The sequence below is a fragment of the Proteiniphilum sp. genome, assembly GCF_034927365.1.
Taxonomy (GTDB): Bacteria; Bacteroidota; Bacteroidia; order Bacteroidales; family Dysgonomonadaceae; genus Proteiniphilum.
This window is the reverse complement of record NZ_JAYFQD010000001.1, coordinates 118,932-137,727: the sequence shown is the minus strand read 5'-3', so window position 1 is coordinate 137,727 and position 18,796 is coordinate 118,932. Positions and strand designations below refer to the sequence as shown.

The window sequence follows — 18,796 nt, the reverse complement described above, 5'->3', positions numbered from 1 at the left end:
TTTCAGATTAAAATTTCACATTCAGATTAAATCCCCAACTGCGGGTAGCCGGTAATCCCCATTGTTCCAATCCCTGTGCATTGCCGCTCGAGTATCCCGATTCAGGATCTACCATCGGAACTTTATCGTAAAGTGTAGCGAGATTTCTTCCTACAATCGACAAAGTGAGTTGAGAAAGTCCGAGTTTCCCGGTGACCGTTTCGGGAAATGAATATCCCAGCGACAGTTCCCTAAGTTTGACGAAGGAGGCGTCATATACAAATGCTTCAGAAATATTGTTGGCCAGATACATATAGTATTCCATTGCCGGTACACTCTTATCGTTTGGCGATCCATCCAACTTGACGCCTTTGCCAACAACGCCTTCATCCCTTCCGGGAAGAGTGCCTTTGTGGGTTCCCAGAAAATAGGCCATGTCATTGGTCCCCGAGAACATACTTCCTCCGAATTTGCCGTCGATCAGCAGATTCAGATGAAATTTCCGGTAAGTGAAACTATTGGTGAAACCGGCTGTGTAAGGATGAACACCTACACCTAATTTCTTGATCTCTCCCTTGCGGGGAAAACCATTTCGATCGAAAATGATTTCGCCGTTCTCATCACGTTGGAAGGAATATCCCTTAATGATCCCGTAAGGTTCGCCTACTTCCTGGTAAATAAAAGCGGGGCTTCCTTCGTCACCAGCCGCACCGGTACGGCTGGTTGCCACAATAAAGCTTTTTACATTATCGGTAATATGTGCGATTCTACTTTTGTTGTAGGAGAAATTGAATGATGCATCCCAACTGAATGTTTTGGCTTTGACCGGTGTACCCGTCAGCAACAATTCAATACCCTTATTCTCGATCTTCCCGGCATTGATCAGTACGTTGTTATATCCTGATCCCGAAGAGATTTGTGCTGACACAATATCGTCACGCGTATTCCGGATATAGTAGGTGACATCGAGGCCGAGGCGGTAGTTGAAGAACCGGATATCGGTCCCCACTTCATAGGAGATGGAAGTCAACGGTTTCAGGTTGAGGTTGGGAATGGTGGAACTGTTGATATGTCCCGTTGGATAGCCGTTGATCGCTTCGCCATATCCATAGGTAAGAGCCAGATTGTAAGGTCCCACTGCACCGCCCGATTGCGACCAGGCTCCCCGAATTTTCCAGAACGGGATAAAGGAAGGCAGGCTGATAGCTTCACTGGCGATAAAACCCAGACCGGTGGAAGGATAGAAGATATTATTGGGCGTAGTCTTACCTTTCATTGATAGGGCAGAAAACCAGTCATTCCTTCCCGAGAGGGTAAGGTATAACATGCTCCGGTAGGATAGCTCGGCTTGTCCGAACAGGGAATTGATATAGTTCTCGGAACGCCCTTGCCCTCCGCTGGTCGTCTGGGTATTACCCAATACATGGAAATCGGGTTGGATAAAACGGCTTCCACTGGCGCTTACCGACTCGCTCCAGGTAATCATGCTGTTCCATCCGGCAAAGGCATCCAACGACCACTCTTCGTCAAAGTTATTATTGTATCCGAGTAGTCCTTCGATATTCGTTTCTCCCCCGAATGAAGAACCGGCACCCATATATCCCTCTTTATCATAACCGGTTCCTTTGGGTGTGACCGATTCGCTACGGCGATAGATCATATCTCCTCCCGCACGGCCACGCAGGTACCAGTGGCTGTTGATATCGTATTGCAGTGAAAAAGTGCCGAAGAGACGGTCTTTCGCGTCTTTCTGGCGACGATGGTAGGCAACGAAATAGGGATTGGCAAAATAGACGTAAATGTCTGAAAGCAGTAGTTCGTTTCCGTTGGCATCCACTGCAGGAGAGAGGGTGCGTACGTCGATGCTTGGGGGGAGTGTCCAAAGCAGTACGTTTCCGTTGCTGGAATAATCATTCACGTTCTGACGGTTCAACACCCGTTCGCGCAGATACATCATATGTGCCTGCATGGTGATTTTGGGGCTGAGTTGCGCAGATAAATTGATGGAGCCATTGTTCCGTTCCATCTTTGAATTTGGGAAAAGGTCGTTGTAACGCTGGTCGCCAAAAGCGACGCGGTATTGAATATTTTCACTGCCACCCGATATGGAGAGCGAGTTGTTCAATGCCCAGGCGTTGTTATAGAAATTGCGGATATTGTTTTTACCTACGTTGGTATAAGGACGTTCCGCGCCATCGAATTGAATCACATTGGAGCCGTCGAGACGGCCGCCCCAACTGCTGGGCCCGCTGAGTTTGGCCATTTCGACGCTTGTGGGTACTGTACCCGAGAGACCGTGCCCGTATTCCTGCTGGAAATCAGAGTAACTAACGATGGGAGTATCCAAGGTGTAAGAACTGTTTAATTCGACAGAAGTTTTTCCTCTCTTTCCCTTTTTCGTGGTGATGACGATAGCTCCATTCGCAGTGCGGGAACCATACAGCGCTGCAGCCGTACCTCCTTTCAGTACGGTCATGCTTTCGATCTCATCGCTGTTGAGTGAAGAGATGCCGTCTCCTCCATCTACACCGCCCCATAGTCCCGGTTGGCCATAGTTGCTGTTATCGATCGGCATACCGTCCACGATATAGATAGGCTGATTATTCCCGAATGACCCATTACCACGGATCACGATACGGGTCGAACCCATGGCTCCGGTAGTAGGTTTCACCACATTGATTCCTGCCACTTTTCCTGCCAGCCCATCCGCCAGACCCGGGCTTTTAACCCGGAAAGCATCTTCTTTCAGTTCGGTGACGGAATAGGCCAGCGCTTTCTTTTCTTTCCTCATGCCCAGTGCAGTGACCACCACCTCATCCATCATGATAAGGTCTTCTTTCAGCATCACCTGCATAAACTCCCTACTCACAGGTTTTTCCGCAGAGATAAAACCGATATAAGAAAATTGTATGATGCCGTCGGCAGGAGCCGATAGTGAAAAGCCACCGTCGGCACCGGTTACAGTGCCGGATAGACTTCCCTTTATCAGTACGGTTACGCCTACGAGTGGTTCTCCCCTTTGATCCGAGACAGATCCTGTAACCGTGATATGCTGTGCTTTTACCAAAAGGGGTAAGAGTAACAGCATTAAAAACATCAATGTGCGATGCAGATAAATCATAATGTCTGACGTTTTTAGTATGATGATTATCTGCAAATATAGATCGTACCCGATGAGTATGCAACGCCTTAGGGGTGAACATAACTCATCGGGTACGAATGGTACCGGTTAGCAGGCTTTGGGGTGAGCCGGCAGGGTAGGAATCAGAGCGGATTGGCTGCTACCCCTTCAAAAGTCATTTTTACCGGCTTAATATAACCGTTTTCATCAAACTCCATTTTGTCAATACAGGTCACTCTATGGTCCCGATGCTTATTGGGTTCCGGTCGACGGTGATAGATGATATACCAGTCGTCACTTCTCCGGTTGTGGATTATCGAGTGGTGGCCGGCACCTGTCGCAATTTCAGGATCCTGCTCCAGAATAGTACCGATCCGTTCAAAGGGTCCTAACGGATGATCGGCAATGGCATAGGCTACCTTGTAATCGGGACCACCCCAACCGCCTTCCGACCACATGAAATAGTATTTACCTTCCTTTTTGAACATGAAAGGTCCTTCCACATAATTTTTAGGAGTTACCTCCTTATAGAGTTCCCCGTCGGGGAAAGGCCTGATTCCGGTAAAATCATTCTTGAGCAGTACTACATTGCAATGTCTCCAACCGCCGTAAAACATATAGTAGGTGCTGTCGTTTTCTTTGTAAACGAACTGGTCGATGGGTTGTGCACCGTTTACAATTTCATTGATCATCGGTTTGCCGAGCAAGTCTTTATAGGGTCCCTCCGGCTTGTCGCTTACCGCTACGCCGATACCCCCAATTTCACTCTCTTTCTGGATATCATTGGCCGCGAAAAAGAAATAGTATTTTCCATCTTTCTCGATCACTCCCGGTGCCCACATGGCTATCCTGGCCCATTTTACCTCAGCCGTGTCAAGGATATTCTCATGTTTGGTCCAGTTCACCAGGTCCGGAGACGAAAAGCAGTTGAATAAGACCTGTTTTTCATACAGATCGGAGTAGGTGGGGAATATCCAGTATTGATTATCGTATACAATAGCCTCCGGATCGGCATACCACCCTTCAAAAATGGGATTTCCCGAGTATTGAACTGTCTTCTCTTTGGCTTTGTTGCTTGCACATGTTGATAAGAAAATGGCTCCCGCCAGCATTAATAGTACTTTTTTCATTTTCGAACAATCAAATTTTATGTAGTTATATTAGTTATATCAGGAGTACATCCGGTAAGATATTCACAGAAAAATTAGCCTGCTACTTACATATCTTAATAAAAGCAGCCATATTTGTGATGAGTGGAAAAGGCTACTACCGGTAAACAGAGCACAAAAATATAAATATTTGTTGTAACTTCCGCCCTGTTTGCGGACTAAAATCTGTATAGAGGGTTTTACCACAATCAATAATCTTCTATATATCCATATCTAAATGAAATGTTTACTTTGTGATGAGTGAAAATACAAGGATATCCACACAACTCCTACCTCCGTCCAGAGACTCGTATTCAACATCTTCGGCATACCCTACACATTCAAGGGAACGGATAATGTCCTCGAAACCGACGGGCAATAAAGATGGTTACAAAATTGTGGGAGTTTCGGTCACGTAATTACAACGTGTTGTATAACATAATATAACATCGGGGAGTTTTATTTTTAAATTTATACATTTGCATTTTTACACAATGAACTACCCCACCACAAGAAGAGGGGGTACTTATAAGGACAAATTAATTGTTTTCTTGCCACAAGTGGGGGAATTAAACCCCAAGAGATTAAAAATTGAAGCACTCAGTTATGAAACCTGAAAGAGGAAGAACCATCTCAAGTAAAATGAATACCATGAAAAGGAATATATGTCTATTTTTAATGTTGAGTTTCTTGGTTGTGAATTTAACGGCTAAGGAAAAAGATACCCTATCTATTCAAGAAATGCACGAGGATATTGAATTTTATTATTCAACCATAAAACAGGTGCATCCCAGGTTATTTGCCCGTTATTCAGCATCTGAGTTTGACAGTCTGTATAATGAGATAAAGAATAAATGCAATAGGGCTCTATCAACAGCCGAATTCAGATATATTCTCGATGAATTCAATGGCTTCACTGATGGGCATACACAAGTTATAATGGGATGGCGCTTCTCTGATCAAATCTTCCCGTGGGTTAATTGCATAGATGATAAAGTTTTTTTGAAAAATGATGTGCTGATTTCTATTGAAGGAATTGATGCCATGGATTTGCAACGTAAGATTTCCTCGACTATATCATGGGAGGAGAATCCTCAAGGAAGAATGCATAAATTCAATTTTACCCTTAACGGAATCCTGGCAGATTACTATAAACTGAAAGCTCCGTTTAAATGCCAATTAATGGATGGTGAAAAAGGAGAAGTTAAAGACACATTGATCCATGCAATATCGGGAGAAGAATGGTCGCTAAACAATAATCCGAGCCGGCATCCGACTTATCACAAAGCGATATTACAACCTATAATCTATGAAGAGGAATCCATTGCTGTCCTCTATTACAATACATCAGATATTCGTGAAATACCACAAAAAATTTTTATCAAGGCGATTGATGATTTCTTTAATGAGGTAAATCAAAAAGGGATAACCAGCCTGTTTATAGATGTTTCTCAAAACGGGGGAGGATCTGATTTGATACATCATTATATATTAAAACATCTGAAGTATGAAGCTTATCAGTCGAAGACGATCCGGTATTCAACGAAAGAAGGAGCCTCCAAGCTTTATTCTTTTGTGGAGACCCTGCTCTCACATTACGACAAGGATGACAAGAACCAGAAGGACTCCTATATTCGCATGAAGAAGGCATTGAAAAATGTGAAAAAGATGATCAAGAGAGGAAAAGTAGAGCGTGCACACAAAACAAAAAGAAAGAAAGATGGGTTCGAAGGAGAGGTATTTGTCATTATGGGGCCGGGAACTTATTCAGCAGGCAATGATTTCTGTGAAACCATCAAATTAAGCAAAGCGGGAGTGCTCGTGGGAGAGCCTTCCGGACAGTATTCACCATACTCGGCCGATTGCATTTTGGGAGCCTTGCCTAATTCAAAGTTTGAATATGCTTGTGCTACAAAATATACTGAATCTTTTCCACCTGTTTCTCCCGAAAGCGGTTTTCTACAACCGGATATACCTTATCCCCTGACTAAACCTTTGGAGTTGGAAGACTTTAAAGAGATTATTCGCATTTCCCGTCATCGTTAATTATGCTCAAAAGACCTTTTCCTTATTATAGCCAGTTGGATGCGATGGATTGCGGTCCTTCCTGCTTACGCATGATTGCCGAATATTATGGACGTACTTATTCGTTACAAAACTTACGCGAGAAGAGTTTTATTACTCGTGAAGGAGTAAGTATGTTAGGGGTTAGTGATGCGGCAGAGAATATTGGGTTTCGTTCAACCGGAATAAGAACCACAATTGACAAATTGATAACTCAAATACCTTTACCTTGTATTTTACATTGGAATCCCATCTGTAAGTCATATATTTCTCCTGGCTTTGCAGGTATTTGAGCCTGAAAACTTCAGGCACACCATATATTTTCCGTATCATGTCTTCAAAACTTTGATAATCACCCCTTCCTCTCGAGTCGCGAAAAGAATATTTCCCGCCCGATTTTCTACCCAATATCTCGAATTTAGATCCGCGCCGATAAAACGGCTCAATGATAACGAGAAATAGGCTGTCAGGCGTATTTAAAAGGTCGAGGTTTATTCCTTTTTGTGCCAGATAGGAACTGGATATTTCTTCTGCCCTATTGGGAGACTCGTCCAATTTCAGGAAGTAATTGACGTTCCCTCCTTCGGTATCTATTCCGATATACTGGCTTTTCAACATAAAAGCCTCTTCTATCCCAATCGTAAAACGGGCGGGATTATATAGCACCAGCGGTATAATCTTCCCGTGGTTTTGGGCGGAAAGTGAAAATGAAAAAAAACAGGCTCCAATAAACAGAATGGAGGCGATATAAAATACTTTTTTTGTTTCCATTGTTCCTTTTGTTTAATCTATTCGGGTTTAATTAATTATTATTTGTAGCATTCATCTTTAATGTGCAATACCAAATTTTAAAATCTATTTCGTTCCGATCTTTTTCCGAAAGGTGATTGTAGATCAGTTGCTTTACTTTTGTATTGGCATTGACCTTATTCCAGTAATAATTAGGGTCATCTAATGTATTACGATATCAAAAATCGTTATTGAACCACGTTTGAAATTCAGAATCCTTGTCAATATAAAATGTAGCCATTCAATGTTTTTAGGTGGCTGTGGTAATATAGTTTAAAATTCTTTTGCACAAGTATACTATCCTAAATACTAAAAATATCAGCTAAAATTCTATTGTTTATTTTTCCAGTAGGTTATTTTCTGACGGAAAACACTGTCGCGTTTTTCTCGTAAACCGTATAATAGAAAGTTCTTTTTTTTCGTCAAAAATCTCCTTGGAATCTTTTCCGATTCTATTTTCATGGGAAAAAAGATTCAATCCCAGAAACAAGGCGAATAAGCACAGCAATTGATTTTTCATAGAGTTTCCTTTGTTTTATATAAAAGGATGAGGTAGTCCATCTATATTCTTCAGAAATCTTTTTAATTCTCTTTCAAATTTTTTATTTCTACTCATTTTGACCAATATGCCATTTTTAAACTCCAAGGTATAGATCCTTTGTCGATTCAAGATATCTTTCTTATATTGGTTTTGTTCGTCGATGGAATATTTGGACCAACCTTCACCGCAAGCACATAACGACAAAGCATATTTATAGACAACAAACTTTCCGGTGGCAAAATCGGCAAAGAGCCTGTCTCCTTCAAAATTCCTCCCTAAAAAAACCTCCAGTTTCTTTAATGCTTCATCTTCGGTTGGTTTTATATCCGTAGTATAGTCGGTTCGGCAGATATATATCGATTTGATAAATAATTTTCCATCTTCTATTGACCATAGTAAAGTATATCCGGTATCTATCTGGGGTATTACAAGTATATCGTCATACACTACATTCAATGCTCCTTCAAGAAAAAAGAGAGGGCTTCCGTTAAAATAATAAACTTTATCGTTTATCAGTAAAGAATCTACCCTTTCGTCTTTATGAGGGTAATAATTAAAGTATTGCTTGATTCTCTCTCTGCTTTCTTCGTTATAATACCTCTTCTCTTGCGAAAAAATACCAGTGCTTAGGAAAAGTATGATAAGTATAAATGCTGATATTTTCATAGCGTCTCCTTTGTTAAAGAAATCATCTAATAATTCTTCTGCAAAAAGTTCAATAATGGGATCACGTTTATACCTGTAATACTTATAAAAGAAAACGACAAAGCCCGTTTTTCCTTATCCATTGTAATGATTCTTGCTTGCGGTATTTCGATCCTATTTTTGTTTTGTAAACTCAATGCTTGTTCTCTCTTACATCTACACGGACGTATATGGATTTCCCTTTGTCGAAAATTATAAAAAAACCATTATTATATGATTCCGAATATTCTAAAGAATTACGATATCTTTCCCTCGGAATTCGGGTATGTCTCGTGACTAAGCCGAAATCGCTTGAAATCCAGTCAATAAACATCAATCCGTTTTCAAATTTGCATTGGGTGAATTCTTCAATTCGCGATATTATCTCGTCACGCGGCAATCCTTGCTGTTCTCCATGTAATCGTAGTGTAACATCCTTGAGATAGAGGGAATCATTTCTATACAACCATGTCAGGGTATAGCCTTTCTTCCCATTGTTGTTTGTGGGGGGGAAAGATATAAAACCCGAAAAGTCTACTTCATCATCGGAGAAAATATTAGTCCATCCTTTTTTCAGGGACAACGGCGTGCGGCGAAAAAAATGATACCTGCCATCACTCACAAATTCTGATTTAAAAAAATACAAGGTGTCCGGATCCCCGTCTACATAAGCTGGGTCCCGGAGCCAGGCTTCTTCATACTCTTTTTCCCGGATTATATATTTTTTCTCCGATTCTCCGGGATCGACATTTTCAGTTTCCTGCCCATAGAAATTATTACATATTCCAAAAGCAATGATCAAAAGAATAAAACGAAGTATCCTATTTGTTTTCATAAATTTGAGTATTTAGTCATTGATAGTGTCTCGAGTTGCTTTAATATGTTGAAAATAAAACTTTCCCACCTTCACACTTGTCCACTAATCACCTATCCACTCTATAGATACAATTTCCCTCAGGATTCCATAAATGTTTATAATATTTTTTCCAATAATTTTTCTCCTGCCGCATTGATTACCTCGAGGGTGAGTTTATTTCCTTTCTTTTCGAGTATCATTACCGTACCGTTGGGTTCCTGATTGCCTCCTCCGATGATGACCGGGAAGTTGTTTCCATCTTCTCCCTTTTCTATTACCCTATACTGGTGCATATGGGCATTGAGCGATACATTGAACGGTGCTTTTTTCAATACCGGTATCCATAAATCGGAGCAGGGGGAGAAGGAATCGGGTTTGAATCCGAAAATAGGGATATGATGAATCAGAATCCGTTTGTTCGCCTTCTTGAACGCAGTGGATTGCAGTTCTTCTTTCAGGAATTCGGCCTGATCGATCCGGTGTTGGGTATAATCGTTCATATCGTAATATACCCAGTGGTCGTCAGGCTTGTCTTCACCGCAGTCGAGAAGCACAAAACGGGTGTCACCCAGTGAAAAGGCGCTGTAGGAGCGGCCATGCATTCTTCCCAGGTAATTCCAGAGATAGAGGGAATATTCACCCCGGGTCTCGTGGTTTCCCCTGATAAATATGGAAGGAATTTCGTCACTTTTGATCCGTGGGGTATAGGTGACCAACCTGTCGATGATGTCGCTCTCTTTTTCCACATCATCGAAGCAGTCGCCGTTGAAGATGACGAGGTCATAGGGTTTGTCCTCCACCAATGAGTGGAGTTTATTGAACATCTGCATATTGCTGTGGATATCGTTGTATACAATCACTCGGAAGTCTTTTATATTATCACTCCAGGTGGTGAAAGACTTGATGTCGGATCTGACGGTATCTCCAAACTCCTTGTAATAACTGGAATAGCGGGTGATTTCCTGTGAGACGACCCTATAGTAATATTTTGTACCCGGCTGTAGGCCGGTGAGGCGTACCTGGTTGATCGTGTTGTTTGCCACCATCACTCCTTCAATGAAAGCGCGTGCCCGTTCCATCTTGTCCGGATCGGGATCGATGCCGTATTCTACCCAACTGCGGGCGGGTACATTGGTTAGCCACATCACGGTCATCTCGTCGGTGCCGGGGTTTTGGAGGTATGGAATGGTGCGCATCACCTTCGATGCGGGTGCTTTCAGGCGGATATCCACGAAAAGAGGCCTGTGGTCCGATGCCACCCGCTCATCAATTACCCGGGCATTGTATTTTGCATAGCTCTGCCCTTTGGCAGTGTATCCCATGATATAGTCAATCGTAGATCTCGGGGTGACCGAGGGGGAGGTAGGTTGCTTGGGATTGGAAAGGATCTGCCATTTATCCTGAAGGAATGTGATAGGTTTGGAATCGGGAGTGGCATTGAGGTCGCCCATCAGGAATACCGGCTTATCATATTTTTCTACAGCATCGGTAATGATTTTGACCGATTCGAGCCGTTCTTCGTCGGTAAGTGAGAGGTGGGTATTGACTACCACGTAGTGATCGAGTTCCACGATCAGTGCGGTACGGGCTTCACGGGCTCCGGGCAGTGATATCTTCCTTACGGTTAGGGGTTTTTCGCGGGTCAGTACTCCATTGCCATATTTACCGCCGTCGTGCAGGATGGAATAGCCGAAGGTAGAGTACATACCGGTCTGTTTTGCAAGCAATTGCAGGATATCTATATTGCCGCTTCTGTTTACGACGCTGTCCACTTCCTGTAATCCTACAACTTCCGGATTGATGCCGGTAATCAGCTTGCCGATCCGTTCAATATCTATTTTTCCATCCATCCCTTCCCCGTGATGGATATTGTAACTCATTAAGCGGTGTGTATTCTCCCGCTGCGGGAAAGTTTGCGCCCCGGCATGGAACAGCATGAGGCAGAAAATCGTTAAAATCGTTATCTTATTCATATTCTTTATATTATCACATTGGCACATTGGCATATTGGCACATTATTCAAGGTATTCCTTAAGGAATTTCCCGTTGAGTTCATCGCTGTCACCGTATTGTTGGCGTAACTCTTCGAGTCTCTTGTGAAGCATTTCCCTCACGTCAGCATATTCCGGATCATCGTATATATTCTTCATCTCATTGGGATCCGTTTTCAGGTCATACATCTCCCATTCATCTATGTCGTAATAAAAATGGATCAACTTGTACCGGTCGGTGGCTACGCCATAATGACGTTTCACCATATGCACCGAGGGGTACTCGTAATAGGTGTAGTAGACCGCATCGCGCCATTGGTCGGTTTTGCCCGCTACCAACTGACGGAATGATTCGCCCTGCATCTCTTCCGGCGCTTCAATACCTGCATAGTCGAGGAAGGTAGGAGCAAAATCGAGGTTTTGTACCAAAGCATCTATTACGGTGCCTGCCTTTATCTCTTTGGGATAGCGCATCAAGAGGGGAGTCCTGAATGATTCTTCATACATGAACCGCTTGTCGAACCAGCCGTGCTCGCCAAGGTAGAAACCCTGGTCGGAGGTGTAGACCACGATGGTATTTTCTGCCAGCCCCGCTTCTTCCAGATAATCAAGCAGTTCACCTACGCCATCATCAATCGATTGAATGGTACGCAGGTAATCCTTGATATAGCGGTTGTATTTCCATATAGCGATCTCTTTGTCAGTGAGTTGGTCGTATTTCGCCTTGAATGCCTCGTTTTCGGGTGTATAGGCGGCCAGCCAGTCTTCCCGCTGTTTATCATTGAAGCGCCGGAATTCGTGATGGAATCCGGTGCTGTCCCCGTCGGGGTTGACGATCATCTTGAAGTCGTGTCCCCACATGGCATGGCCATGGACCTGCATCTCCTGTTCCTTTGCCGCCCTTCCGCGTCCTTCATAGTTATCGAAGAAGGTTGAAGGGGGTTCGAAAGTGACGTCGTCATAGAGATTGAGGTATTTGGGGGCGGGCTGCCAGTTGCGGTGGGGTGCCTTCTGGTGGTAAAGCACACAGAATGGTTTATCAAGGTCACGTTTATTTTTCAGCCAATCGAGTGTTGTTTCGGTGATGATCTCGGTACAGTAACCCTCTTTACGCACCTTCTCTCCGTTAATCAGGAAATCGGGATTGTAGTAGTGTCCCTGTCCCGGAAGCACCATCGAGAAATCAAATCCCTGCGGAATACCGTCGAGGTGGATCTTGCCGATCATAGCGGTCTGGTAGCCGTTCGCCTGCATCAGTTTGGGGAAATTGGGTTGATTCCAGTCGAAAGGATGTTCATTATCGACTTTTCCATTCACAAAACTGTGCTTGCCGGTAAGCAAGACTGCACGACTGGGTGCACTGATGGAGTTGGTGACTGTCGACCGGGTAAACAGGGCGCCCTCTTTTGCCAGCCGGTCCATATTCGGTGTTTCGTTTAGGCCGTAACCATAAGCGCTGATAGCCTGGTAGGCATGATCGTCGCTCATGATAAAAATGATGTTGGGGCGCTGCGTCTCTTTCTCCTGTTGCTGGCATGCACCCAGTAACGCCAATGAACCGATGCCTACCCATTTCACCGGGATCGTCAAGTTATATTGTTTCATTGTTTAACTGTTTAATCATTAAATTGTTAATTTCATACATCCTACATCTTACCGGGTTGCCTCCGGTTTGTACCCTCATTTCCCGTGAGGTCGTCACCCAGGTCGTGACGGGCTTTTTCTGCAATCTGTGTCAGTTGTGCTACGATGTCGGGATTACTCTCACTCACATCGTATCGTTCGCCCGGATCGCGACGGAGATCATAGAGGGCGCCGGGAAACTGAAACCCTTCGTTGACTTTGCCCGGAGAACCGTCATTTCCCGGTTGAAATTCTCCGTAGGTCCTTCCCTGGTGTGGGAAGATCAGCTTCCAATGACCATGCCTGACGGCTTGCAGGTTATTCCGCCGGTAATAATAGTAAAAGCTTTCCCGCGGTTGGGCTTCTACATCTCCCCTGAGTATCGGCAGTAGGCTCACCCCGTCGATGATATGTTCCGGGAGGGCTGCATCTGTTATCTCTGCCAGGGTGGGGAGGATATCGATTCCGGATACAAGGCTGTTGGAGATACTTCCTTCGGGGATCACACCTCTCCACATCATGATACAGGGTACACGCTGACCACCTTCAAAAGTAGTCCCTTTTCCTTCACGGTAACCGGCGGTGTTTCCCGCATGATTACCGTAGTTGAGCCAGGGACCGTTATCGGAAGTGAAGATCACCAGTGTACTTTTATCCAGTCCCATCTCTTCCAGTGTCTTTATAATCTCTCCTACGCTCCAGTCGATTTCCATCATCACGTCGCCGAAACGCCCCTGTTGTGATTTTCCTTTGAATTTGTCGGAGACATAGAGTGGTACGTGGGGCATTGGGTGTGCCAGGTAGATAAAGAAGGGATTCTTCTTGTTTTTCCTGATAAAATCGACTGTCCGGGAGGTGAAACCGGTGGTGAACTGAGCCTGGTCATCGGGTGATACTGCCGGGTTCACGATCTTCAGATTGTCGAACAGTGGCAGATTGGGATAGGTGCCTGTCGGATGCAACGGCCACATATCGTTAGAATAAGGGATACCGTAGAACTCGTCGAATCCATGGTTGGTCGGCAGGAACTGAGGTTGTACGCCCAGGTGCCATTTCCCATAGGCCGCAGTAGCATATCCTTTTGTCTTAAGCAGTTCGGCGATGGTCACTTCTTCATTCGAGATGCCTACCTCAGAAGTGGGACCTAAAGCTCCGGCGAATCCTATACGGTTAGGGTAGCACCCTGTAAGCAGGCCGGCGCGTGAGGCGCTTGATACCGCCTGGGGTGAATAATAGTGGGTGAAGAAAAGCCCCTCATTGGCCATCTTGTCGATATGAGGTGTCTTATATCCGGTAGCTCCGGTCAGCGACAGGTCACCGTATCCCATGTCATCGAGATGAATCAGGATTATGTTGGGTAACTCTGTTCCGGCTTTCCCTGCTTGTTGAGAAGAGGAACAGGAAACAGCAGCCGAAAGAGCTACCGTACTCCAGATTCCCACTCTCATCTTTCGTTTATGCATCTGATTGATTGTTATCGACAAATAATGAATTAACTTGCTGTCGAGTTAGCTTACGGGTACCTACCCTTATTCCTGTAATTTTTTATACATCCAGTCGTATCCTGCCCAATGTTGCTCGGGGAACGTCCAGTGTTGCGTTTCGGGGAAGATTTTCAGCTCTTTGGGCGCAGTGATGACATTATAGGCTGCATACATTGATGTGGGTGGACATACATCGTCATTATATCCCCAGCTATACCATCCGGGCACTTTTACGAACCGTGCGAAATTCACCACATCGTAATATTTGGAGGTCTCTACTTTTTCGGGTTTATTGGTGAAACCGTCCCTGAACATGTGAGGCCATCCTCCGGCACGGCCGTGCAGATAACCCGTGAGATCGCACAAAGCAGGATAGAAGGCAATCAGGTAATCGATACGGCTGTCGAGTCCGGCGGTGATGATCGAGAGAGCGCCACCCTGACTTCCACCGGTTACCGCGATATCTTCTCCGTTGAAACAATCCAGTGATTCGATAAAGTCGACAGCCCTGACGCAACCCAGGTAAACCCGCTTGAAGTAATAATAGTTCTTGTCGTCCATGTTGGTGGCCCAGTAGCTGCCGAGTGCGCCGCTGCTCAGGTTATCATACACTTTTTGATCGAGATTCACCGGGATACCATGGATGCCGATCTGGAAGGTGATGATCCCTCTTTCAGCACTCCATACATCTCCGTAATAGGGGCGGATACCGGCACCCGGGACATGCAGTATGGCAGGGTATTTCCCTTCGGCCTTGGGTTTGCATAAGATACCATAGACCTTCCCCCTGAAATTGTCGATGCTCACGTGGTACACATCCACTTTGTCGGTACACCGCTCAGGCATCAGCGTCATTACGGGTTTCATCGGAATATTGGCCAATTCGCCTTTGGCATTTTCCCAGAACTGTTCGAAATCGGATGGAAGGGTTGTGGTCGGTTTAATCTGGTCGGGGGTAAATCCCGCAGTAGCATAAGAGGAATAGGTTTTTCCATCAATTTCCACCGATGCGTAGCACCGCAAAAATCCGGCCTCATTGAATTGTTTTGCTTTTACCGTGGCGACTCCTTTTTTAAGAGTGATGGTTTTCTCTTCCCATGCATCCATCTTTTCGGGACCGATGCTGTACTTCACATCGATCCCGTCGAGTGCTACATTGTCTTTCAGCACCATGATCCGGAACTGGGCCTGCTCTCCTTTTTGGTAGGTCCAGTCGGCTTTGTCGGGAGTCACGATCACCTGCACTAACTGTCGGGGTGGCTGGGCAATAGTTTCCAGACAAAGGGACAAGAGAAAGAACGAAAGCAAAAAAAATCGATTTTTCATTGTAAATATTTTTTAGTTGTTGATATATTTAATTGGAACGTTTTTGTTAAGTAGTATGAGCAGAAGACAAGCTAGCTTGGATTATGCCATTGCGAGAAAACGCCTAATGTAATTGAACGTTTTACTGTTGGGCAAGGTAAGCAAAATAATTGAAATCAAAGATCCATTCTTACTCCTTTACTTTTTTCTTCATCCAATATCTGTTTCAGGAATCGTACCATCAAAGGGTTCTTCCCCGCTACGTTATCATACTCACTCCGGTCGTAGAGGAGATGGTAGAGTTGCTCCTTCGGGCTGTTTCCTGTCTCAATATCGGTCAGTTTCTGGTAAGCACCGCCGTTATTGGGCTCAATGTATTTCCATTCTTTGGTCTGGATCATCAGTGAATTCCCAGCACCGATCAGGTATTCCTTCCCTTCGTTGTCCTCACCCAGCCATGCAGAGAGCTGATTTTTGCTATCGCTCAGTTTCTCCTCCTCCAGCGTTACACCGGTCAAGGCTGCCAGTGTAGCTAACAGATCGATCTGGGAGACCAGTGCCTCTGAAACTCCCGGGCGTACTACGGCAGGCCAGTGCACGATAAAAGGTACGCGTGTACCTGCTTCAAACATACTGTATTTACCGCCTCTGTAGGGTCCCCATGGTTTGTGATCCATCAACCGTTCCACGGCTTCATCTGCATAACCGTCATCTATCACCGGTCCATTATCACTCGACAAGATAATCAGTGTATTCTCGTATATCCCCGCCTCTTTCAAGGCACGGATCACCTCGCTGACCGCCCAGTCGAACTGGACGATGGCATCACCCCGATGACCCATATCGGTTTTACCGCGGAACCGTTCGTGCGGATAGCGAGGAACATGGATATCGTTGGTGCCGAAGTAGAGGAAGAAAGATTTATCCTTGTTTTGGGTGATAAAACGGACTGCCCGGGAGGTGATGCTGTCGGCGATCGTTTCATCTTGCCATAGCGCCGCCTTGCCCCCTTTCATATAACCGATACGGGAGATGCCGTTGATGATACTCTGGTCGTGCCCGTGGTTGGGGCTGGGTTTCAGCTTTGTGAGCAGTTCGGGGTTATCCTTGCCGGTAGGCTCTCCATCGAAATTCTTCGTATAGCTCACGCTGATAGGGTCTCTGGGATCGAGATTGGCGACTTGCTGATTTTCAAGATATACACACGGCGTCCTATCGCCGGTGGCAGCCATCAGGTAGGAGTAATCGAACCCCATCTCGTGGGGGCCGGGAGCAATTCTTCCATTCCAATCCTGAGTACCGGTTTCCTCTCCCATGCCAAGATGCCATTTTCCTACGGCTCCGGTAGTGTAGCCTGCTTCCTTCATCAGCTTTGCGATATTGTAGCGATGGGGTTTGATAATCAATCCCGCATCACCACGGGCAATTCCCGTACCATTCCTCCGCCATGGATATTCACCTGTAAGCAGTCCGTAACGGGAGGGTGTACTGGTGGCTGCTGCCGAGTGGGCATTGAGAAAACGGACACCATTCTCCGCCAGGGCATCCACATGGGGAGTGGTCACACGGTGGGCTCCATAACAGGAGAGGTCTCCCCAGCCGATGTCATCCGCATAAATCAATACAATATTGGGTTTCTCTGCTTTCCTTTCATCTGCCATTTTTTGTGCCTGCAGGGGAAAAGCAATTAAGGTGCCCACAGATAAGATGGAATGGGTAAAAATATGTCTCATAATCGGAATGGTTGTTATATGGCCTGAATCGATTGTCTGCATAGGATTGAATCAACTCCTTAGAAGAGCGGCCAGTTGGGATCGTCTGTCCTGGCTTTCTTCATTATCTCCTTCAACGTGGTTGCCTTTCGGGGGTAGAGGTCGATCAGGTTATGATTCTCCGAGGGGTCCGAGGCGAGGTTATAGAGTTCATACTTTCCTCCGTTCCGGATATCGAGATGCAACAGTTTCCAGTCCCCTTGTATGACTGCTTGTCGACCACCCAACTCCTGAAACTCGAAGTAGAAATAATCGTGTTTCTTCTGTTTACCTTTATCGAGCAGAGTAGGCAGGATACTAATTCCATCACTGTCTTTCGGTGAACCCACTTTCAGCAGTTCCGCAAACGTGGGCATATAATCCCAGAATGCAAAGGTGAAGTTGCTCTCCTTACCGGAAGCGATTTTCCCGTGCCATGAAATGATTGTCGGCACGCGGATACCGCCTTCATACAGGTCACGTTTGTATCCTCGGTAAACGCCGTTGCTATTGAAGAAGTCTGGATCAGCGCCTCCTTCCCGGTGGGGACCGTTGTCGCTGGTAAATATGATCAGTGTATTGTCATATACCCCTTTCTCTTTCAGTTTCCCGATGATTTGTCCCACATACGCATCAATACGCTTTACCATGGCAGCATGGGTTGCCCGGGGGTATTCCTGCGACATATAACCTCCCTTTCGGAAAGCAGGTCCCGAGTCAGTACCTTTATAGGGTTTTTCATCGAACTTTCCTCTCAGGTTCCGGATGATAGAGTCTTCCGGTACCACCAGTTCCGCGTGGGGAAGCACTATGGGAACAAAAAGGAAGAAGGGGTCCTTGCCGTGGTTATCGATAAACTCCAGCGTCTTTGCCTGGATAAGGTCTTGCGAATAAGCCCCGAATTGTCCGTTTTCATTTTCGGGGAATACTATTTTTGTCTGGTTGTGCCATAGATGATCCGGATAATAATTATGTGCCAGGAGCTGGCAGTTGTATCCGTAAAACTCGTCCACTCCCTGCCGGTTAGGATCGCCTTCGGAACCGGGTTGTCCCAGTCCCCATTTGCCAAAAGCGCCGGTGGCGTATCCTGCCTTCTTGAAGAGATGAAATAGGGTGACAGTTCCTTCCGGTAGTGGGAACTGACCTTCGGGCTTTACCTCTTTGTTTCCCCGGATGGGGGTATGTCCGGTATGTAAGCCGGTCATCAGGCTGGCACGCGAGGGAGCGCTCACGGTGGTACCCGAATAGGAGTGTGTAAACCGGATACCATCAAGCGCCAACCGGTCGATATTGGGTGTCTGAAATTTCTCCTGACCATAACAACTCAGGTCGCCATAACCCAAATCATCGGTAACGATAAACACCACATTCGGCTTTTGTTGGGCTGTGAGCGGGGTTAATGTCGCCAGAGAGATCCCGGCAGCAAAGATTGTTCCTTTCATATTATCACTCCTTTGCCA

At 45.4% G+C, this 18,796-nt stretch carries 11 protein-coding genes and 2 pseudogenes; 2 read left to right on the top strand and 11 right to left on the bottom strand.

Translation table 11 applies throughout. The annotated features are described in order from the left end of the window. Positions 1-7: 7 nt before the first annotated feature. Together VB073_RS00500 and VB073_RS00495 are read right to left on the bottom strand one after the other, a co-directional pair. Entirely contained in the window at positions 8-3,100 is a 3,093-nt protein-coding gene (locus VB073_RS00500; RefSeq protein WP_323402171.1) for a SusC/RagA family TonB-linked outer membrane protein, read from the bottom strand. A gap of 143 nt (positions 3,101-3,243) precedes the next feature. Continuing rightward, entirely contained in the window at positions 3,244-4,230 is a 987-nt protein-coding gene (locus tag VB073_RS00495) for a glycoside hydrolase family 43 protein (RefSeq protein ID WP_323402170.1), read from the bottom strand. Between the two features lie 624 nt (positions 4,231-4,854). Between VB073_RS00495 and VB073_RS00490 the strand changes: the two are divergent. Beyond that, positions 4,855-6,075 (top strand): annotated as a pseudogene (locus VB073_RS00490) (S41 family peptidase); the annotation flags it as partial. A 221-nt stretch (positions 6,076-6,296) separates the two neighbouring features. Beyond that, a pseudogene (locus VB073_RS00485) lies at positions 6,297-6,560 on the top strand (cysteine peptidase family C39 domain-containing protein); the annotation flags it as partial. Here the strand turns inward: VB073_RS00485 and VB073_RS00480 are convergent. From VB073_RS00480 to VB073_RS00440, 9 genes are all read right to left on the bottom strand, one after another. Continuing rightward, positions 6,457-7,083 (bottom strand): hypothetical protein, encoded by a 627-nt coding sequence (locus VB073_RS00480; protein WP_323402203.1) that lies wholly within the window; start codon positions 7,081-7,083, stop codon positions 6,457-6,459. The pseudogene VB073_RS00485 and the gene VB073_RS00480 sit on opposite strands and share 104 nt — an antisense overlap. A 553-nt stretch (positions 7,084-7,636) precedes the next feature. Further along, entirely contained in the window at positions 7,637-8,308 is a 672-nt protein-coding gene (locus VB073_RS00475) for a hypothetical protein (protein WP_323402168.1), read from the bottom strand. 172 nt (positions 8,309-8,480) lie between these two features. Then, on the bottom strand, positions 8,481-9,161 hold the full coding sequence (locus tag VB073_RS00470) for a hypothetical protein (RefSeq protein ID WP_323402167.1): 681 nt from the start codon (positions 9,159-9,161) through the stop codon (positions 8,481-8,483). A 137-nt stretch (positions 9,162-9,298) separates the two neighbouring features. Further along, positions 9,299-11,155, bottom strand: a complete 1,857-nt coding sequence (locus VB073_RS00465) for an endonuclease/exonuclease/phosphatase family protein (RefSeq protein ID WP_323402166.1) — start codon at positions 11,153-11,155, stop codon at positions 9,299-9,301. Between the two features lie 42 nt (positions 11,156-11,197). Beyond that, entirely contained in the window at positions 11,198-12,778 is a 1,581-nt protein-coding gene (locus tag VB073_RS00460) for a sulfatase (protein WP_323402165.1), read from the bottom strand. Positions 12,779-12,819: 41 nt separating this feature from the next. Next, positions 12,820-14,259: a sulfatase gene (locus VB073_RS00455; protein ID WP_323402164.1), complete on the bottom strand. Its 1,440-nt coding sequence runs from the start codon at positions 14,257-14,259 to the stop codon at positions 12,820-12,822. 66 nt (positions 14,260-14,325) lie between these two features. Continuing rightward, positions 14,326-15,606 carry an acetylxylan esterase gene (locus VB073_RS00450; protein ID WP_323402163.1) on the bottom strand — a complete coding sequence of 427 codons (1,281 nt, stop codon included), beginning with the start codon at positions 15,604-15,606 and terminating at the stop codon, positions 14,326-14,328. Between the two features lie 155 nt (positions 15,607-15,761). After that, complete coding sequence (locus VB073_RS00445; RefSeq protein WP_323402162.1) at positions 15,762-17,318, bottom strand: arylsulfatase; 1,557 nt, start codon at positions 17,316-17,318, stop codon at positions 15,762-15,764. A gap of 59 nt (positions 17,319-17,377) precedes the next feature. After that, positions 17,378-18,778 carry an arylsulfatase gene (locus tag VB073_RS00440; RefSeq protein ID WP_323402161.1) on the bottom strand — a complete coding sequence of 467 codons (1,401 nt, stop codon included), beginning with the start codon at positions 18,776-18,778 and terminating at the stop codon, positions 17,378-17,380. Between the last annotated feature and the right edge of the window lie 18 nt (positions 18,779-18,796).